Raw genomic sequence first — 19,828 nt, 5'->3', positions numbered from 1 at the left:
GGATGCCCATGGGACCGCAAACAGACTCATGAGTCACTGAAACCTTACCTTCTTGAGGAAACCTACGAAGTCCTGGAGACCATCGATCAGCGGGATCCACGAAAGCTTCAAGAAGAACTCGGAGACGTGCTGCTTCAAGTATTGTTCCACAGCCAGATTGCGGCTGAGTCCAAAACATTTTCCATCGAGGATGTGCTGGAAACGCTCGCCACCAAGCTGATCCGGCGACATCCGCATGTCTTCACGCTCAACGGCGAGCAGGCACGGGTGTCGAGCAGCGAACAGGTGTTGACCCAATGGGAGGAGATCAAGCGCGCAGAACGAGCGGCCGATGGCAAACCCCAATCGGCCCTTGAGGGAGTCCCCAAAATCTTGCCGGCATTACTGCGCGCCTATCAAATTCAAGCACGAGCGGCCCGTGTGGGATTCGATTGGCCACACACTGACGAAGGCCTTGACCAGGTCTTTGGAAAAATACAGGAAGAAATCGGGGAACTGCGTGTGGCACTGGCACAAGCCACTGCTGCCTCGCAAACCGAACACCAGAGCGCCCGTGAGGACATAGAGGCAGAATTCGGCGATGTCCTCTTTTCATTGGTAAATTTGGCCCGCTTTCTTAAGACAAACCCTGAAGACGCGCTGCGCCGAGCGACCAATCGGTTCAGTGATCGGTTTCACCTGGTGGAAACACAAGCGGCCAAGGCAGGCAGAAAAATGTCAGATATGACACTCGCTGAGATGGATGAGCTATGGGCCGAAGCCAAACGCCGGTTACAGAGCCCTCCAGTCACACCAACACCACAGGCAGGGGATCGCACTCCATGAATAAGGACCAGGGGCCATACGAGGAGGGTAAACGCGCCGGTGCCCATCCGCTTGTCGTCGTATTTGGCGTCCTCATCGGTCTCTGGTTGTTTGTGGCCTTGATTGTCCCAAGTTCACGAAACAAACAGGCGGCAGGAACTGAAGGCCCGAATGTCTCAGTCATCGAAGATCCTGAGGCCGCGCCCGTCATGTTCAAAGTCCAGACGACCATCCTCGATATGAACACGATAAGCTTGGTCGTGCCCCAACAGGCCACGGATAGCCAGATCGTCGCACTGTTGAAACGCTTGAAAGAGGCACGCCTGGATGGCTCCCTCGGCACACAGCTCCCGGCAACCACACCAGGCCACAAACTGGGTGACCATGCCATTGCTGACATTCTGATCTTTTCGGACAAACAATTTGCGGAGGCAGAGACGATCCGTACCCTTGAGCGAGGGGCCCATGCACCCGGGACACTCTACCCAAACGCTGTTCCATTCGAGGTGGCGATGGAACAAGTCCGCGGCCACTACCGGATCGATCTGAACGATACCGGCAACCCAGACAACGGGTCGCTGGGATTTGCGGACGAATCCGGCGTTCACTCCAAACAATACCGCAGAATTTTTTGATGACTTGGCGGGAGGCACACGAGGGGGAGGAACAGCTAGACACCGACGCGTCGCTTGACGTCTTCTCGGATGGTAGCTTGTTCAACGTGAAACCGTTCTTCAAGCTTGGGAAACAGATAGGCCAGCGGCCCTACGAACGGGGGGAGCATCACATCGCGCCGTTCAAGAAAGAACCCTTCGGCTTCTGCAATCTGAACCTTCCAGTCGGCAATTTTCTTCGATAGTATATTACTGATCATCAACTGCTGGCCGGGTGAGCCGGTCACTCCCTCAAGGAGACCGCCCTTGAACACCTCCAGTTCATACGGCAGAGAAATCTTGACCCGCACCCCATGCGGCGTCGGCCAGGTCGACCGTTGAACGGAGTAATCGTAGGAAAAGACCTGCTCTCTCGGCTCACGAAACGGGCCGCTCATACTGAGAATTGTGAGACTGCTCTCAATGGCCGACATCGTCACATGGCTTCTTACATAAAGAGGATTCGACAGGGCATAGGCCTACTATAAGAGCTTGCACTTGGCCTGGACAAGAGGCTATTTTATTATTTTATACAAGGATTCAAAGCGCCCATCTATGGGGCGCTGACGCTGAACACACGATCCCGAAAAGTGGGATCTCATTACAACGAACAGAGGCATGGAGATCGAAAGCATGTTTCAGCTTTCTGATCAGCAAGACGACGGCAGGAAAAACACCCCGTCTGGTCCAACCGCAGTCAAAAAAGGCTACCCCGGGCTAGTCCTGGTCCCGCCCAGTGATCGGACGATCCTGCGACGCCGGCTCATACGAGGAGGACTCCTGATTGCTGCCGGACTCTGGCTCCTATCAACATTCGCGGCAAAACCTCCTGCCTCTGATACCCTGACAGATTGCCGGTCTGAGTCCGGTCAACCGAGCAGGGAAGCGACTCCCGAGGACTGTGCTCCAACACCAGCTGCAACGCAAACAGACCTTCGTCCCAGCGAGGTCAACCTGACGCAGGTCTCACAGGTAACAGTTCCCGTCGAGGCATCACCTTTGCCAAGCGTGCCTCAGCTAGACCCGGAACACCCGCAAGCCCCATTTATGGTCAAGCAACCGCCACCAGCTCACGCTGAATCAACCCAAGTTCATACAGAGCCACAGGCTGCCCTCCCCAATCATGAGAAACCAGCCGTAAGCCGGGTAACAGAAAAACCTATCGTGAATCTAGAGAGTGATACTCATCTCGCCGAGCAAGGTGACCCCTTCGCTCAGTATCGCCTCGGACGTCGTGTCGCACAGCAAGAAGGACGCCAAGCCCCTGAATCCGTAAGTTGGTACAAAAAAGCCTTCCCCGGATTACATCGTCTCGCCGAGACCGGAAATGGACAAGCCATGTATGTCCTTGGCGTCATGTATGCCTATGGACGCGGAGTAGAAAAAGATATCAGCCAGGCACGGCGATGGCTGACTCGTGCCGTTGATCAGAAAATTACAGCCGCCCAACCTGTTCTCGCGAACCTCCCGCTGCCAGCTCGTTCTTCTCCAAACCTCCAAATTCATGCAACCGAACAGACAAAACCCCGCAAACAACAGAACTGAAGCAATTGGGCTGCCTGAACTGTCGATCGCATGATTCACCGCAGTGACGAAAGGAGCTTGCCAGAGTCAGTAAGTCACGTACGACTTTTCCCATGCTCGATTTGACGTTTGAAGTCAGCGGCATCGAAGCTGCCGAATGATTCAGCGATCAAACCGTCGTCACCACGATTATTTTGCACCGCTGAATTTCTTTTTGCCGGTGGCGAGCAAATTCGGCGGTGGCCCGATCGGATCAAAATTCTTCAGCAACGGGACATCGTCTTTGCGAACCCACATAATGTCGTGGTTATACGAATCACGGGGGCCTGAACCACCCGTGAAGGTCCTGCCGTCCGGCATAAAGGTCCAACACATATCTTCACCGGCGGTGTTGATCGTATCACCAAGGTTCAGCGGCTCTTGCCACTCCCCTTTGGGGTTCTGATAGGAAATCCACATATCATGTCCGCCTCGCGAGCCCATGTCCGGTCGCGTGCTGGTGATAATAAGGCTCTTCCCGTCCTTGGAGAGGCCGGTCCAATGCATATGATCCCGGTAGGGCGAATTGAGGCGTGGTCCCAGACTCTCAGGCTTCTGCCACACACCATCTTTCTTCTCGACTTTCCAGACGTCGCTGTCTTGTGTCACTCCAGGCTGCTGGTAGTTGAAGTAAATAAGGCTGTCGGACGCAATGATTGGACAATGTTCTTCGCCGGTCGTCGTATTAAGGTGAGGAAGTTCCGGGACATCATTCCAGTTTCTGGCCGGTTGCCAGACGCCGTTGATTTTCTGCGTCACATAGAGGTCGCCGGTGGAAAGATTGCCCAGTTGGTATCGTGTGAAATAAATCACATTGCCGTCATCGGAAAGGCTCGGCTCCAGCTCCCAGGCGGATGTATTGATGTTCGGTCCCACGGTGGGGTCAATGCCCGGCCCCAAATGAATCGGGGCTTGCCACTCGCCGTTCACATTGTGCGCCATCCAGATGTCGAAGTTGTAGGGAAACCCGGGTGAGGGGATGCTCCCTTTGCGTCCGGAGACGAAGATGGCGGTCTTCCCGTCGGCGCTATAGGTCATCTCGATCTCGGCTTCCGATGAGTTGAGCGGCTCGCCCATGTTTTTTGTGAGTGCTGCAGTCGATGTGCCATGTCCGCTGTGCGGCATGTCCATGCCTGACATCGCATACGTTCCGACCGGCGCGAGAAGAAGCGTGAATACGACGAAAGCGTGAGTTGGGCTCATGAATTTGGTGTCCATACAACCTCCCTGTTCGAAGAGTCAGTATATCAATCCCAATGGGCATTGTGTGCGGTCACCCACTCGCTCGTGCCGTCGCCACAATCGCTTGCATCGTTGTGTGAAACGGACTGTCTCCACCAAACCGTGCCAAAGCTGTCGCCACAGCATCGACAATGGGGCCAGAGGAACCGCCGCGCTCCTGAATCTCGGCAAGAATCGGTGCACCTTCAATCATACCAGTTGCGAGTGACCTGGCAGAGTTGCTCCGACATTCCATGGGAACGGGTTGAATTGTGATCTGATCGAAACCATTGGCATTCAGCAAAGTCACTAAGACGTCGGCATCTGGGAAACTAAACGGCATTTTAAAAAACTGCGGTGGATTGTTCGGAAACAACGCCTCAATGGTTTCCTGGACGGCTACACCCCAGGGATTAGCCTCCATGCGATCCCACACACTCACGGCAAGCAGACCCCCTTCCATAAGGACGCGGTGCATTTCCTCAAACGCGCGATTCCGGTCCGGCACGAACATCAGTCCGAACTGACACACCGCAACATGAAACGATGCATCGGGAAACGGCAGGGCCGCAATGTCTGCCTGTTGCCAGTTTATTCCATTCAAGTGTTTCAGCTTCCTCTGCGCATAGTCCAACATGCCGGGATTGATATCAGTCGCCGTAAGGGTCACGGACGACTTCAAGCGAGTTCTCAACTGTTGGGTGAGAATGCCGGTTCCACAGGCCATTTCCAGGACGGAGTCTTCTGCGAGGTCAGCGACTCGGCCTGCGAGATCAATAGCGTAGGGTTCAAACAGGACCGATCCGAGGAATCGTTCATACAAGTCGCAGCCAGAGGCATAGTCATGTTCAAGCGGAGTATTCATTGAGTCCTTCAAAAGCTGTACGTTTCGCCGTCCTCAGGAACCAGCACACGCGAAGTCATTCCTCGTTCAAGAAGAAAGGTTCTCAGATCTTTCCGTGATAGCGTGGCGTGGTTGACCGCTTCCATATGACTCACGATAAGGGTTGCTGAAGGAGCGGCCTTAAATACTTCATATACATCCTCTTTCCCCATAATGATCGGTTCGTGAGGAAGAACTCTGGCATCACCACCATTGAGCACAATGATATCGGGTTTGTAGTGATCAAGATTTTCTTGGACACCTTTATACCAAACCGTATCGCCGGCGATGTAGAGCGTCTTTTCACTTGGATGTTTGAAGACAAGACCGCAAACATCGCCCAAGATATCTCCCATGAGTCCTTCAAGAATCTCACCTCGGCCATGCTGGCCGCAGGTCTTGATCAGAGTAATACCGTCAAATTCGTTCCGTTCCTCAAGCGCCCGCGTGTTGCGGAACCATGACATCTGGATATCCCATTGATCTCTAGCATTTTGGGTGAAGATCGGCATGTCTTTGGGAATGACCGTTTTGGCGGTGTCATCCCAGTGATCCTGATGGGTATGAGTGACGACCACGGCATCGACAGCGAGGATCTCGCTCATCGGCAGGGGGAGGTCTACCGTGGGATTGGGGATATGACTGTTGACCGTACCTGGAAATCCAGGATAGCCGCCCTTGCCTGACAACATAGGGTCGATCAGAAACTTTTTGCCGGCATATTCGACGTTGAGTGTTGCATTACGGATCTGTGTGAGCTTCATGATGTGAGTCTCCAATGCGTGATAGCCCTAACTTCTTACTGCCCGCTCGACCTGGCGTTCAAGATCAGCAGCGTCGAAGTTCCCGAGTGAGTCGGCGATTAAACCGTCTTCACCGATACGCCACGCTTCGAATCCACTGATGCGCACGCGCCTACCTGTTTCACTGTGAGTGCCTTCGAGGGTCCAGTGATAGAATATCTTTCCCTGTCTCTCGACCAGATCATCCATATAAACCTTAAGATCGGGGAAGGCGGTCATGAACCCCTGCGCGGCTTGAGTAATCGTGCTTCGCCCCACCGATGGGGTACCTCCATTAATCGTCAGTGAACCACTCGGAGCAAAAAATTTGGAGACACTGGCCGCGTCCTGGCTGCACCAAGCGGCTGTGTATCGAGTAGCGAAATTGCGAAGCTGAGTCATTCGGTCTTGCGTCATCGTGTCCTCCTAATCTACCGCCATACTCTAGGGCCGTTATCAATGAAGGAGCAGCATTGATGCCAGGATGGTGACACGACCGAATTGACGAAGTATCAGCAGGTTGGAACCAAAAAGAGAAAACGAGCTACTTGCGAGATCTGAGAAACTCGCGAAATCTCACGAGAGGATTCGCGAAGTTTCGTAAGGTCTCACGATGACAGTGGACTGAAGAGGAGTGATGACTTGGAATGTGGGTTCAGCGGGATTTCTGAATCTTCAACGCTTTCATACGCGATGAGAGTGTGGACGCATTGAGGCCTAGCAATGCGGCAGCGCCATTTTCACCGGACACTTTCCATTTGGCGGTCTCAAGAGCTCTCAAGATATTGGTCCGTTCCAGTTCTTCGAATTCCTTGACTGAAAGAATGGCGTCACGAAGAGAAGCGGATCCGTCGGCCGGAGGCCGATGAACTGAGGGCGGCTCCGGTAAGGCTCGATCAAGATTGAGCGTGCCGGCCTCTGCCGTAATGACGGCTCGCTCGATCACGTTTTGTAGCTCTCGTACGTTCCCTGGCCAATGATAGGCCTGAAGCCGACGAGCATCATCAGCAGTCAGCGGAGAAAGCGTCCGTCCCATCTTTGCGGCGAACCGTTGAGCAAAGACGGAAGCGAGACGTACCACATCGTCGCCGCGCTCGCGCAGCGACGGCAGCCGGATCGGAAATACATTCAACCGGTAGTAGAGGTCCTCGCGGAACGTGCCTTGCTTGACCGCGGCGGCAAGATCACGATTGGTCGCGGCAAGCACCCGGACGTCAACTTTCCGGGTCCTTAAATTGCCAACCGGATCGAACTCGCCTTCTTGGAGCACCCGCAGCAATTTCGCCTGTAACTCAAGCGGTAATTCCCCAATTTCATCAAGAAAGATGGTGCCCTTGTCGGCCAGAGAAAACCGACCTTCGCGCTTCTTGGTTGCTCCTGTAAAAGCGCCTGCCTCGTGGCCGAACAGCTCGCTTTCGATGAGTGCCGCTGGGATCGCGGCGCAATTGACAATGACCAACGGCCGTTTCCGACGTGTACTGGCCATATGGACGGCGTGAGCCACGAGCTCTTTGCCGGTTCCAGTTTCTCCCGTGATGAGCACGGTCGCACCGGTCTTGGCAACTTGTCCAATATCCTGAAGCACCCGTCGAAATGCCGGACTTTCACCGAGCAAGGCGCCGTCATGATGAAGCGCCTGCAATTCTTCTCGCAGGAGTTCAGTTTCAGCCGTGAGCGATTGGATCTTCTCTTCCGCCTTCACCCGGTCATGGATATTGCGAAGAATGAGGGTCGTGAATTTGCGCCGATCCAATTCAAACCGGGACAGTGTCGCCTCCGCGGGAAATGATTGGCCTTCAGGACAGCAAGCAGTGAGCCCCCCGGGAATCCACATTGATCGCTGCCCCTCGGAGCGACGGTCCAACTCCTCTGTCAGCACGATCAACCGCTCGGCATCCTCAGGGCGCAGGAAATATCGAAAGTCTCGACCGATCATCTTCTCCGCGCAGCATTGAAATGTCTTTTCGGTCGCAGGGTTGACCTGTGTGATGTGGAACTGGTGATCCAGCTCAATGATCGCGTCCATAGCGCTGCTGAGGAGCCGACTCACCTTTTCCTCCCGCTTGCGCACCTCAGCTTCCGCCCGTAATCGCCGCAATTCCGCCGCAGCCCGCGCAGCAAAGATTTGAAACACCGCAAGGATGCGAGGTTCCCCGGGAATAGGCCGCCGGTCGATCACGGCCATATGACCGAGAATTCGTCCGTCCGTGTCCTGTAACGGGACGCCCATATAGCTGGCCGCTCCTGCGGCTCTCAGTTCCTCCCTGTGAGGAAAAATATCCAGGATACGATCGGGGAAGTGCACCAGTTTGGCTGTATCGATCACACGCTCACAGGGGGTCCCGGCAATGTTCATTTCATAGTCCTTAATCCACTGACCGTCCATCCAGAAGGCGAGCGCCCGCAGGCGACGCGTTTCAGGAAGATACTCCGTCACCCACGCCCCGTGCGTACCAAGTACTGAGGCCAGGTTCTGGACGAGTGCGGTAAAGAACCCTTGTCCGGTTTCCGTAGCTGTCCCTTGAAGAATGGCGCGGAGCGCCACATCGGTTTCCAAATCTTGAAGGGGTGTGGAGCAACCTGATGGGAGAATTGTCATGAGGTGAAAGTATGGTGCGAGATGAGAAGAGATGCAAGAGGTTGCAACAGAAGCATCAGAAAGAGTTTTGTTGCGCCTCTTCATGCGTCATCGTATGATGCGTTCAACTATGGGAGTCATCAGCCGCATCAAGACCAAAACAGCCGCTCCGTACAAGCTGATCCAGATCGAGCGGGATACCCACGACACGAAGACGTTTCGATTCGAACTTCCCTCCGACGCCACCTTGGACATGCTGCCCGGTGACTTCCTGTATGTCCACGCCACGATCAACGGCAAAGCCGTGAAACGGCCCTACACACCGTCGTCGCTACCTGGCACGACTGGCTACTTCGATCTGACGGTCAAGCGATACGACACCGGCTCCGTCTCCAAGTATCTCCACGAGCAGAAGATCGGCGATACGGTCTTGATGAGCGGGCCGAACACCGGTGGTCACTGGGTTGATGGAATGGCAAAGCGGGTGGGCTTCGTGGCTGGCGGCACCGGAATCACACCGATGATCTCCATCATCCGGTGGATATTGACCAAGAGGCTCGACGCTGAGCTCTTCCTCATCTTTGCCAACAAGACAGAGTCAGATATCATCTTCCGACAAGAATGGGAGCGCGCCCTCCAAAACTATCCGAACTTTCACAGCCATCATGTCTTGGAACAACCACCTCCTGGATGGTCCGGCAGCATAGGCCGCATCACCTCTGACATACTCCGCCGGCACCTACCTCCTCCTGCCTCCGACACCTGCATCTTCCTCTGCGGTCCCCCACCGATGGTTGATGCCTTGGAAGTTTCTCTCAAAGAACTGGGCTATCCTGAACAGGCCATCGTCCTCCCCTAGCCTCCCCATTTGATTCAATTTGCTGGTGCAGCATTCCTCAGCCCTTGACTATTGGGGTGAGGCTTTTTTCCCCAAAGCTTCCGCGCATCCCACTAGTCGATGCTGCTATCTACTTGAATAATCTTGGAACTGTGTGGGCACGCTCTTCGCTTACTGTTTGACAAGCGGACCTACTCCCAGTGCATCATAGGGCCACTGGTCTCGCCAGCATCCCCTTCAAGAATACCTCCATCAGCACTCACAGGAGGTCACCATGTCTCAGAGCAAATTACTCTCCCAGATGACCAACAAAATTGTGAGCAGAGCCCTAAATCACGGCATTCATCGGCTGGCAGAAAAGGTTCGTGCCAGCGGGGGGCAACCATTGGAACTCATACTCCCAGACGGCTCGCATCTCAATTTCGGCCAGAACCCCCGCGTCGTCATGGAGATTCGCGATCCCAACCTCTTGCCGGAGCTGACCCACCCCACACTGGGATCACTCGGTGAAGCGTTCGTCGATGGTCGCATTGACATCGACGGCGATATTATGACCGTGATCGCCAGTGCTGAACGACTGGCCGAAGCCGGTGAGTCTCCGATGAAGTCCCGCATCACCCCCGTCTGGTCCAAGCATACGCCTGATCAGGATCTTGCGGACATCAAGCATCACTATGATATCGGCAACGAGTTCTACCGACTCTGGCTTGATGAACGCATGGTCTACTCCTGTGCCTACTTTGAGACCGGTGAGGAAACCATTGATGAGGCGCAACAAGCCAAGCTCGATCACATCTGCCGGAAGCTTCGCCTGCAACCTGGCGAGCGGTTTTTGGATATCGGCTGCGGGTGGGGTGGGCTGATCCTGTACGCCGCACAGCATTATGGCGTGCAGGCGACAGGCGTCACGTTGTCGAACAATCAATTCGTACTCGCGAAGGAACGGGTTAGACAGGCTGGGCTTGAAAGGCGTATCGACGTTCTCCTCCTAGATTATCGCGATGCTGTGTCTCGTTTCGGTGAGGCTTCGTTCGACAAGGTGGCAAGTGTCGGCATGTTCGAGCATGTCGGGCTCAATAATTTTCCGGCCTATTTCAGTGCCGTACGCCACCTGCTACGCGATCGCGGCCTATTCCTGAATCATGGCTTCACGTCGTCTGACGTCGAGGGACGCCCTGTGGGGTCAGGCGTGAACGATTTTATCGACAAGTATGTCTTCCCGAATAACGAGCTGTTACACCTCCACGTGGTCATCCGGGAGATGGCGGCACAGCGCTTTGAGATCTACGATGTCGAAAGCCTACGTCCGCACTATGCACGCACGCTCGCCATCTGGTCACGTCGCTTGGAGACGCAACTCGACTCGGCGCGACGACTGGTCGGGGAAAAGACGCTCCGCATCTGGCGGGCCTATCTGGCCGGCGTTTCCCTGGGATTTCAACAAGGCTGGATGAATATCTATCAGGTGCTCGCAAGTCGACAGGAGGCCGACGGCCCGACAGAATTCCCGCTGACTCGAAGGTGGATGTACACGTGAACTATCGTTGGCGAGTCGCAAGCCCCTCATGGTCATGATGGCCCTTGCCAAGAAGGGTCTGAAGTACCTGTTCAGCTGCCGACGCCCCATCCCTGATGCAGTCAGGAATGCCAACCCCGCGATACGCGGCTCCCGTCAGCACAAGTCCAGGATAACGGCTGAGAGCAGCATCCAGTTGCACCAACCGATCCAGATGGCCGATCGTGTATTGAGGCATGGCCTTCCACCAATGATTCACCTCGGTATAACTCGGTTCCGCCGTGATCCCGCATAACGTGGCAAGTTCCTGCCTGACAGTTGCCAGCAGCGCGTCGTCACTCAAGTGAAGAATATCTTCCCGGCCAACTCCACCGACATAGCCGCGCGCCAGCAGCTGCCCTGCCGGAGCACGATGCGGCCACTTGAGCGAGGTCCACGTGGCGGCGATGAGATGTCGTTGCTCAGTTCTTGGGATAATGAATCCGAATCCGTCGATGGCACTCGTCTGTGTCCGTGGGAAGGCCATCGCAATCGTGGCAGTCGACGCATAGGGAATGAGATCAAGCAATCCACCTGCAATCGGAGTCAAGGGACGCAATAGGTCCGCTGACACATAGGCCGGTGTGGCGAGGACCACGCTTTCAGCCGAGAGCGCCGATCCATCCTGAAGAATCAGGTCATACATCCAACGACCGAGTTCATGTGATCGGACCCTGAGCGCGTCAACTCGAGCTCCCATACGAAGCTGAACACCCTGCTGTGTTAGCCGCGTCGTCAGTGCAGTCACCAGCTCACTAAGCCCATGTTTGAGACTGACAAACATCGTCCGTCGTGGTTGGGAAAACCCAGTGGATGAGGCGGCGGATTTCTTGGCCGCCATCATGCCACGAACAATACTGCCATGCTGCTGCTCGAGTTCAAAGAACCGTGGGAACGTCGCCCGGAGACTCATCTGCTCGGCATCGCCGGCATAGATGCCGGCCATCAGCGGTTCCAACACCCGCTCATAGGCCTGGACCCCGAATCGACGGCGCAGAAACGCCGCCAAGGACTCATCGTCTCTGGGCGAACCAGGAGGAACAGCGAATTCAAGCCCCATCCTCGCCAGCCCGGACCAGCTAAGCAGTCCGCTATGCAGGAACGGTCCCAGCTGCTTTGGAACAAACGAGAGGAGTCCCTCGGGTAAATCATGTAGCCGTCCGCGATGCAGGACACTGGCCTTCTTCCCTGTTTCATTGGTATTGATCAGCTGGTCAGCAAGCCCCAGTTTCAGGCAAAGATCGAGACCAGCCGGTTTTTGAGAGAGGAACGAGTCTGGTCCGGCTTCGGTGACGATATCGTTGACTCGATGCGTGACAATCTTTCCTCCCCAGGATGGGTCGGATTCAAGCAGCGTGCAGTGGAGAGGAACTCCGGCTTGAGTGGCCTTCTCCTGCAACGAAAAGGCGGTGGCCAGCCCGGAAATACCGCCACCGACAATTACGACTGTGCGTGGTCGAGTCACGACGGAGTGGAGAGCGAGGATTCGTGTGCGGCCAAGACGTCGCCTAACGTCTCAAGAATTGCGGAAGAATCGTTCAACATCGGTATGCGCTCAAGCTGCAGACCTTTGCTGAGCGCGAGCTGTTTGAGTTCAATGTCGATATCGAAGAGCGTTTCCACATGGTCGCAGATAAACCCGATGGGGGCCACCAGCACATGCCGGTGTCCTTCTTGCTTCACTGTATCCAACATGGCCTCGACTGTCGGCCCAAGCCATGGCTCATTGGAGCGTCCCTGGCTTTGATAGGCGAAATAGGTCGGTTGGTTGCCTAAGGCTTTGGTAACAGCCTCAACCGTCCCCTTCACCTCATCCGGATAGGGATCCTTCATCGCCACGATCCGTTCCGGCAAGCTATGGGCAGTAAACAACACCGGCACTGTCGTTCGCACATCCGGCGGAAACTTGTCGAGCGCTTGCCGAATGTTGTCAACAATCGCGACAACCAGTCGCGGATGCCGGTTCCAACTCCCGACATAGGTCACGGGAGTCTGGTCCTCTAGTCCATCACGGGCTTCTTCAACCTTTTTCCGGTAAGCCCCCGTACTCAGCGACGATTGTTGCGGAGCCATACAGACGCCGATGATCTGTTCCGGCGATTCCTTCAGCAGCTCGGCATAGGTGTCCTTGATAAAGGGATGCCAATGCCGCAACCCAACGTACACTCGGTATCGGCCGTCACCGGACTCATTCAGCTGTCGTTCCAGCTTCTTCGCGACCTCTTGTGTGATCCCGACAGCCGGTGATTTTCCCCCCGTTGCTCGGTACCGTTCGCGAATCTCCTCGACGAGTGCTGAAGGCGTTGGTCGCCCTCCGCGCACATCGAGCAAAAATGGCTCGACGTTCTCTAGGCAATCAGGTCCACCCATCGCCATTAAGAGAACCGCCGTGTGATGCCTTCTGTCGTTCATCATCCTTGTCGTTCGCATCTCGTCACCCACGTGCGAGGGATTCGGGTTTCATGTTACGAGTTGCGAGAACGGAACCATGGCAAGCATTGAGCACGAAACTCGAAACCAGAAACGCGCAACCCATATCCTGCATCACGAGATACGCTTCACGAGGATCGCTTCACTTGCTTAATCACCGTTGGCTGAGCTTATGCACCATGTCGATCGTTGCGGCCACATGATCGACCGGCGTTGTCGGCAGGATGCCATGACCGAGATTGAAGATGTGGCCGAGACGTCCACCGGCTCGACGCAAGATATCTTCGACGCGGCGCTCAATCTCATGAAGCGGGGCGAAGAGGGCAAGCGGATCGAGATTGCCTTGCACCGCGCGATCATGCCCGACCATGGCCCAGGCCTCGTCCAGATGAATCCGCCAGTCGATCCCAATGACGTCGCCTCCTGCCTCGCGCATCTGACGCAAGATGGCGGTCGTGCCGGTGCCGAAATGAATCATCGGCACTCCTTCGTGCTTGAGTCCATCGAAAATACGCTGGACATGCGGCATCACATATTCGACATAGTCACCGGCAGACAGACACCCGACCCAACTATCGAAAAGCTGAATCGCCTGCGCCCCCGCCTTAATCTGCCGACGGAGATACCCGGTGAGCACGCGGGCGAACTTATCCATCAACCGGTGCCACGCCGTGGGATCGCTGTACATCATCTGTTTGGTATGCAGGTAATTACGCGAGCCACCGCCTTCGATGGCATAACTCGCCAACGTGAACGGTGCACCGGCAAATCCGATGAGCGGCACCCGCCCGTCAAGGGCACGCCGTGTTTGCCTGATCGCCGCCGCCACGTAGTCCAGCTCATCGCCGTCAATGACTTTCAGTTGATCCACTGCCGCTCGGTCGCGCACCGGATTGTGGATAACCGGCCCCTCACCTGCTGCGAACTCGAGATTGAGCCCCATCGGTTCCAACGGAAGTAAGATATCGGCAAAAATAATAGCAGCATCCAGCGGGAATCGATCAATGGGCTGAAGCGTGACCTGGGCCGCCAATTCAGGCGTCTTGCACATTTCAAGAATTGAATGTTTCGCGCGTAACGTCCGATACTCGGACATATACCGTCCGGCCTGACGCATAAACCACACAGGAGTACAATCGACCGGCTCGCGGCGGCAGGCTTTCAAAAAACGATCATTCTTCATCATGTCGGCATTCTAGAGGCGCATCAGCGAAGCTGTCAATTCCAACGCTGCCGGCATCATTAAATCTGTCAATGCTAATAGCACCCTATTAATCCACGCGTGGTTCCCTATTCAGAGGAAATTATATGCCCATTGTTCTTTGATACCCCCCTGAGCAGCGACTATCGAGTTAGCCGCCAACGATGCCTCCGACCGTCATAAACTGGCTTTATCTTTATTCTGCGTTCCACACGATGTATTGCGAATCCTCGTTACTGTCGTACCCTCATGCTTCATATTGGCGACATGGTTTATTTAAGCAGGCCACGCAGGCTCCAATGAATTCCAGCTCGCATTTCGCTCATAAATACGAGCAATTTGAGGTGCCTATTTCCTCGCTTCCTACTTGCCACAGTCTGCCGTTAGCTCGCATCACTAACACACCTAAAACCGACGTCAGGCCCGCTGGTGCTGGCACCTCGGTGTTCACGCTTAGCCACTCGAATGGCTTTCATGGATTCTGATGGATCGTTCCATGATCCACCACGCCAAACTCGGTAGTTTCCATGCGATGGACCACTTGGATTTCTGAGAACCCCCGTAACCCCCGTCTTGTAATGCGCTTCGTCATACCAATCCGCAGTCCATTCTCAAACATTGCCCAGTACATCATGGAGACCCCATGGATTCGAATCAAATGATCCAGCTGATGCAGTCCGTGCGTAACCATCATCATAGCCAATAACAATGGGGTCTCGGCGGTTTGGATATTGAGATTTCAGGCTTTCATCTGCAAAGTTTTCCACTTTCCTCCTGGGTGGAAGCATGTTTCCCCACCAATATTCAGTTTCGGTTCCCCCTCATGCGGCATATTCCCATTGCGCTTCTGTGGGCAATTGTTTCCCTAACCATCTGCAATAGGCATCGGCATCCTCCCAGCTAACCGATACGACAGGATGATCGGCTCGATTAGAGTCGAATACAGAACTCCCAGCTTCCGGAGTCTTCCAATTTGCCCCTGTAGTCTGACTCCACCTGCCATTAATGTATGCCCATGTCTTACCTTCGCGATCTGCTGTTGTCCTATAATTACGTTCGAGGACGAACTTGTTAAATGACCGGTTCGTCACTTCAAACTTGTCCATGTAGAATTCATCAAGAACAACTCGATGAACAGGGTGTTCATCATCTTCCGGAACTGAGTCTGGCGAGCCCATCCAGAATTCCCCTGCCGGAATCAAGACCATCGGTGCACCATCCTTGCGGGTTATGGTCTTCGCAGGACTGGATCTCAACTTAGGCTGGGTTGCCACAGTTCTAACCGCCGATGCTTCCTGCTTCAGAATTGGCTTCTCATGCGTCGTCGCTGCAGAGGATTGCTTGATCGGTTCTGATCCCAGAGTCGGTGTGATCACGGCAGGCTGGTCACGAGATGCATCCCTTGTCCCGGGGGAAGGACCATGTAAAGAGACTATAAAATAGACCACTGCTCCCATCGCCGCAAGCAAGCCGATCCCGATCGGGAATATGGGGAGCGATGATGTCGATGAAGCCGGGGCGGTCACTTGACTCTGGTGGTCCTCGTCAACCGCTGCAGATAGTTCTGCGACTTCCGGATCTTCTGCCGCCCCCTGAGACGAATAGGATTTCACCGGCGAGTCCGGAGGCATGCGACCCATCTCGCTGACAGGTTTTAGTTCGAATCGCTCAGGGGCTACCTCCACCTCGACAGCGGTTCTATTTCAGGTTCAGGTCTCGGCTCTGCTCGCGCAGGGGCAGGCTCCTCGCTCTTCGTCACGGATCTTGGTTGAATTGGCGGGATCACGGGAGGTCCGATAACTCCGGCCAGATCGTTGATAAATTGGTCGAACCCGGCATGATCCTGCTCTGGGTGCCAATCCATCAAGTGCGCGACCTGGAGATGCTCAAACTCCAGTGGGATCTCGACTTCGTCGAGTAGCATCACAGGGAATAAAATGTTTCGCCGCATACCATTCCGCGACTCATTCTTCACCCAGGTGCTCTTCACCGACGTTTTGGTCCATACCACCACCACGGACCTGGCAGCCTTCAACGCGTCGTGAATGACCTCGTCGAACGACTTGCCCGCAGGAATCCGCCGATCCCACCAGACCGACCAGCCTTTCTGTTCTAAGGCTCTTGCCAGATCCTGTACTCGGCTCTTATCTTCGCTGGAGTAGCTAATGAAGATGTCGCTCATGAGGCTGTTTCTGACTCCGACAGGGTTTCGAGTCAACGGTCCATTGCGATGAACAGAAAGAACCCAAAGTATAGCGATCTTACGTACATGCGTCTAGGCGGCATGCTCCCATGCAAGAAATTGTGAGAGCGGGCATACGCCAAGAAATCCGCTCTTGCGGTTCAACCAGACTCACCGAAGGGTTCGATAGGTCTATCCTGAGTCGAGCCAGGGACTCGGAATCATAGCAATCCAACCAATATTTCGATGCTACCCGCTCTCCAAGGCCCACTGAAATGAGTGGACAGGCTGTCGCATTCCAGTACGCTCAGGGAGCGGGAGAAGTGGACAAAAAAATCCGGTTTTACTTTCCTCAGATTCTCTGTATAATGAGTCACCAACCTAATCGGGACGCTCAATTAGCTTAATTGGGACCACGGCTCCCTGTCTCCCACCACAGTGGCTTTGCCGATCCCCCGAATCTATGAGGAGAACTGTATGTCCGACGTGCAAGCGTATCCACCAACCAAGGCACAGCAGATCTGGTATTCCTTTCTGCGCTGGTTTGACTCCTGGGCTGGCCTTGAACTGACGAAATCAGACGGACCGCCGAAGGTCGACTGGATTCGGAGTGTCCCGTTTATTTTCATGCACTTAATGTGTTTCTGCGCCATCTTAGTCGGAGTGAGCTTCACTGCAGTCGCAGTGGCCATCGCATTCTATTACATTCGCATGTTTGCGATTACCGGGTGGTACCATCGCTACTTCTCGCATCGCACATTCAAGACATCGCGTACAGTCCAGTTTCTCTTTGCCCTGTTAGGCAGCACCTGCACACAGCGCGGGCCCCTCTGGTGGGCCGGCCATCATCGCCATCACCACATTGCCTCCGATACACCGGAAGATGTGCACTCCCCACGCCATGGAGGGTTTCTCTGGTCCCACATGGGTTGGATTATGTCGCAAACGTTTTATGCACCGCGACTGAAGAGCATTGCTGATTTCGCCAAGTTTCCGGAACTGCGGTTTCTCGATCGCTATGATGTTCTCATACCCGTCTTGACCGGCTTCGGCATGTTTGGGTTCGGCAGATTATTGGAAACCTATGCACCTGAGCTCGGCACCAACGGCATCCAGATGCTGATCTGGGGCTATTTCATCTCGACCGTCGCACTGTTTCATGGAACCTGCACGATCAATTCGCTGTCGCATGTCTATGGCTCACAGCGATACGAGACCGGCGACGATAGCCGAAACAACTTCTTCCTGGCCTTAATTACCATGGGAGAAGGGTGGCACAACAACCACCACTATTATCCGGCCTCGACCAGGCAAGGGTTCTACTGGTGGGAAATCGACATGACCTATTATTGTCTGAAAGGGCTCGAGTGGCTGGGGTTAATCTGGGACATTCGCGAGGTCCCTGCCTATGTGCGTGAGGGAAAAACCAGGCAGGACTCCGACCGCAGTGTCCTCAAAAAGAAGATTGAGGCGGCGGTGAAGGCGGCGGAACTTCCGGCACCTCAACCGCAATTAGAGCTCACGCCTCCCTAGGTCCAATCGGATTCAACTCGTGACCTTGGTCGATCAGCAACCTGGTCGGCCAAGGCTTCCCGGATCCGTTTGCTCTCCCCTTCGATCACCTGTCGCTCTTCATCACCCAGCACCCATGCATCACCGGCACTCAGTTGAAATCGATAATGGTCCTCGCTGAGCGTAAACCACTCAATATACGGGTGTGGCTCCAGGTTCGGATGCGGGTCGAGTGAAATAAGGTTCACGGTTCCAATCTGAGGATTAGCCATATCACCGATGACGTGCCCTGCCATCTCGTCATCTTCAAAACGGCTGTTTCGGAATCGAATCACCTCACCAGCGATATCCGGCTTAAAATTGCCGCGCAAATAAAAATCGACCGGCCCAACTGCCGCAAACACGACCTGTCCAACAACCGTCCCGTCGACACGGTTATCAAGAAATCCTTCGCGCACCCATCGTCCATTACCGAACTTTTGTGCCATGTGCTTCCACGCTCCTCTAGGAATGCTCAACCACCGAACGCTCCAATGATGACCGCCAATAAAATTAGCGCGCTACCGATCCAGCCTTGGACGTCCAACGTCTCACCGAGAAAGTACCATGAAAGCCAGGCCGCGTAGGCCGGCTCCGATGCAAACAGAAGCGCCACCTGCTGGGCCGGAACTAGCTGCTGCGCCCACATCTGCACGGCAAATGCCAGCGTGGCCAGCACACCCGTGACGACAAGCCCGGTGAGAAGAACGGGTGTGGGCAAAAACGCGCTTACTGAAGCATCTTCCCACCATGGAGCCGGGAGAAACAAGACCGTCATCGCCACCATCTGCCATACAAGAAGCGACGGGGCATCGACTTGGCGTGTAAATCGCTCAAGACAAATGATATGTCCCGCAAACGCCACGGCGCACCCCAGCGTCATGAGATCGCCTCGATTCATGGAGGCGTTGGGTTTGACGAGGAGCCACAACCCGACCACTGCAATCACCGTCGCCAAGACTGCACGCCGGTCGACCCGTAGGAGGATCAAAGGCACGAAGATCACATAGAGCGCGGTGAGAAACGCGGAATTGGATGCCGTGGTATAGGCGAGCCCAACGGTTTGGAGCAAATACCCGAGAAAGAGAAACACCGTCGAAAGTGCACCAGCGACTAACACCGCGCGATCATGATGTAATTGACGGCGACCGACGACAAACCATACGAGGATGAGCAGGGTGCCGATGAAAAACCGGAGTAACAAGAACGAGAGCGGGGGAATCTGCTCCAATGCCGCCTTCGTGGCAGGAAAAGTCGCACCCCAGATGAGGGTGGTCAGTAAGAGGGCGAGTCGCGGCATGAATCAGCAGTGCTGAGCCTAGGAGCCCACTCGTTCACTTGAAACTCAACACCCAGCACGCAATACTTCTTATTCAAGGTTTGCAGAGTGGACACAGCCGTTGCCGATTCACTCCAGCCTGTTCCATCGCCTGGGTAGCCCGCTCCTTATCAGGATAATCGAACCATCCGCCTTCCCAAAAGTCGCTGGAGGTGGCCGTCGCTGGTACCTCCGAACAACGGTCTCGGTGGAGCGTCACACGGTCGATGGCACGGGCAATATGCAACCAGTAGATCATGCTAGCCGGT

19 protein-coding genes and 1 pseudogene are annotated in these 19,828 nt (G+C 54.9%); 6 read left to right on the top strand and 14 right to left on the bottom strand.

Translation table 11 applies throughout. The annotated features are described in order from the left end of the window. Together mazG and ACYX34_RS13640 are read left to right on the top strand one after the other, a co-directional pair. Window positions 1-825, top strand: an 825-nt coding sequence (mazG, locus tag ACYX34_RS13645) for a nucleoside triphosphate pyrophosphohydrolase (RefSeq protein WP_462077119.1), incomplete at its 5' end; no start/stop codon positions are given. Then, window positions 822-1,439, top strand: coding sequence for a hypothetical protein (locus tag ACYX34_RS13640; protein ID WP_462077118.1), 618 nt, complete (start codon window positions 822-824; stop codon window positions 1,437-1,439). The genes mazG and ACYX34_RS13640, both read left to right, overlap by 4 nt. Window positions 1,440-1,474: 35 nt before the next feature. Here the strand turns inward: ACYX34_RS13640 and ACYX34_RS13635 are convergent, their stop codons facing one another. Next, the gene (locus ACYX34_RS13635) at window positions 1,475-1,891 is read right to left on the bottom strand and encodes a hypothetical protein (RefSeq protein WP_462077117.1); all 417 of its coding nucleotides are present in this window, start codon (window positions 1,889-1,891) and stop codon (window positions 1,475-1,477) included. Between the two features lie 199 nt (window positions 1,892-2,090). On the opposite strand from ACYX34_RS13635, the gene ACYX34_RS13630 reads away from it, so the two are divergent. Beyond that, window positions 2,091-3,002, top strand: coding sequence for a tetratricopeptide repeat protein (locus tag ACYX34_RS13630; protein WP_462077116.1), 912 nt, complete (start codon window positions 2,091-2,093; stop codon window positions 3,000-3,002). A gap of 168 nt (window positions 3,003-3,170) precedes the next feature. Here the strand turns inward: ACYX34_RS13630 and ACYX34_RS13625 are convergent, their stop codons facing one another. The 5 genes from ACYX34_RS13625 to ACYX34_RS13605 form a co-directional block, all read right to left on the bottom strand. Next, on the bottom strand, window positions 3,171-4,238 hold the full coding sequence (locus tag ACYX34_RS13625) for a hypothetical protein (protein WP_462077115.1): 1,068 nt from the start codon (window positions 4,236-4,238) through the stop codon (window positions 3,171-3,173). Between the two features lie 55 nt (window positions 4,239-4,293). Continuing rightward, a complete protein-coding gene (locus ACYX34_RS13620) occupies window positions 4,294-5,106 on the bottom strand; it encodes a class I SAM-dependent methyltransferase (RefSeq protein ID WP_462077114.1) in 813 nt (270 codons plus the stop codon). Window positions 5,107-5,114: 8 nt separating this feature from the next. Then, the gene (locus ACYX34_RS13615; RefSeq protein ID WP_462077113.1) at window positions 5,115-5,888 is read right to left on the bottom strand and encodes an MBL fold metallo-hydrolase; all 774 of its coding nucleotides are present in this window, start codon (window positions 5,886-5,888) and stop codon (window positions 5,115-5,117) included. A gap of 27 nt (window positions 5,889-5,915) precedes the next feature. Beyond that, the gene (locus ACYX34_RS13610) at window positions 5,916-6,323 is read right to left on the bottom strand and encodes an ester cyclase (RefSeq protein ID WP_462077112.1); all 408 of its coding nucleotides are present in this window, start codon (window positions 6,321-6,323) and stop codon (window positions 5,916-5,918) included. Between the two features lie 238 nt (window positions 6,324-6,561). Beyond that, a complete protein-coding gene (locus ACYX34_RS13605) occupies window positions 6,562-8,505 on the bottom strand; it encodes a sigma-54-dependent Fis family transcriptional regulator (RefSeq protein ID WP_462077111.1) in 1,944 nt (647 codons plus the stop codon). A gap of 94 nt (window positions 8,506-8,599) precedes the next feature. Between ACYX34_RS13605 and ACYX34_RS13600 the strand changes: the two genes are divergently transcribed. Then, on the top strand, window positions 8,600-9,343 hold the full coding sequence (locus ACYX34_RS13600) for a cytochrome b5 reductase family protein (RefSeq protein ID WP_462077110.1): 744 nt from the start codon (window positions 8,600-8,602) through the stop codon (window positions 9,341-9,343). A gap of 253 nt (window positions 9,344-9,596) precedes the next feature. After that, complete coding sequence (locus tag ACYX34_RS13595; protein WP_462077109.1) at window positions 9,597-10,859, top strand: class I SAM-dependent methyltransferase; 1,263 nt, start codon at window positions 9,597-9,599, stop codon at window positions 10,857-10,859. A gap of 1 nt (window position 10,860) precedes the next feature. Here ACYX34_RS13595 and hemG read toward each other — a convergent pair whose 3' ends face one another. The 5 genes and pseudogenes from hemG to ACYX34_RS13570 all read right to left on the bottom strand — a co-directional run bounded on the left by hemG (window position 10,861) and on the right by ACYX34_RS13570 (window position 16,690). Continuing rightward, window positions 10,861-12,342 (bottom strand): protoporphyrinogen oxidase, encoded by a 1,482-nt coding sequence (gene hemG / locus ACYX34_RS13590; RefSeq protein WP_462077108.1) that lies wholly within the window; start codon window positions 12,340-12,342, stop codon window positions 10,861-10,863. Continuing rightward, window positions 12,339-13,289, bottom strand: a complete 951-nt coding sequence (gene hemH, locus ACYX34_RS13585) for a ferrochelatase (RefSeq protein ID WP_462077120.1) — start codon at window positions 13,287-13,289, stop codon at window positions 12,339-12,341. The genes hemG and hemH overlap by 4 nt, the downstream gene beginning before the upstream one ends. Before the next feature lie 172 nt (window positions 13,290-13,461). Beyond that, on the bottom strand, window positions 13,462-14,493 hold the full coding sequence (gene hemE / locus ACYX34_RS13580; protein ID WP_462077107.1) for a uroporphyrinogen decarboxylase: 1,032 nt from the start codon (window positions 14,491-14,493) through the stop codon (window positions 13,462-13,464). Between the two features lie 398 nt (window positions 14,494-14,891). After that, window positions 14,892-15,965 (bottom strand): annotated as a pseudogene (locus ACYX34_RS13575) (formylglycine-generating enzyme family protein). A 218-nt stretch (window positions 15,966-16,183) separates the two neighbouring features. Further along, a complete protein-coding gene (locus tag ACYX34_RS13570) occupies window positions 16,184-16,690 on the bottom strand; it encodes a toll/interleukin-1 receptor domain-containing protein (protein WP_462077106.1) in 507 nt (168 codons plus the stop codon). Between the two features lie 477 nt (window positions 16,691-17,167). Between ACYX34_RS13570 and ACYX34_RS13565 the strand changes: the two genes are divergently transcribed. Further along, the gene (locus tag ACYX34_RS13565; RefSeq protein ID WP_462077105.1) at window positions 17,168-18,223 is read left to right on the top strand and encodes an acyl-CoA desaturase; all 1,056 of its coding nucleotides are present in this window, start codon (window positions 17,168-17,170) and stop codon (window positions 18,221-18,223) included. On the opposite strand, the gene ACYX34_RS13560 is transcribed toward ACYX34_RS13565, so the two are convergent. From ACYX34_RS13560 to ACYX34_RS13550, 3 genes are all read right to left on the bottom strand, one after another. Continuing rightward, the gene (locus ACYX34_RS13560) at window positions 18,220-18,690 is read right to left on the bottom strand and encodes a hypothetical protein (RefSeq protein ID WP_462077104.1); all 471 of its coding nucleotides are present in this window, start codon (window positions 18,688-18,690) and stop codon (window positions 18,220-18,222) included. The two genes, ACYX34_RS13565 and ACYX34_RS13560, sit on opposite strands and share 4 nt — an antisense overlap. 26 nt (window positions 18,691-18,716) lie before the next feature. Then, complete coding sequence (locus tag ACYX34_RS13555) at window positions 18,717-19,541, bottom strand: DMT family transporter (protein WP_462077103.1); 825 nt, start codon at window positions 19,539-19,541, stop codon at window positions 18,717-18,719. A 73-nt stretch (window positions 19,542-19,614) separates the two neighbouring features. Further along, the coding region (locus ACYX34_RS13550) for a hypothetical protein (RefSeq protein WP_462077102.1) at window positions 19,615-19,828 on the bottom strand (214 nt) is incomplete at its 5' end.

Source organism: Nitrospira sp. CMX1, assembly GCF_054902215.1.
Note: the sequence above shows the minus strand (reverse complement) of the source record. Positions and strands in the feature narration are given on the sequence as shown.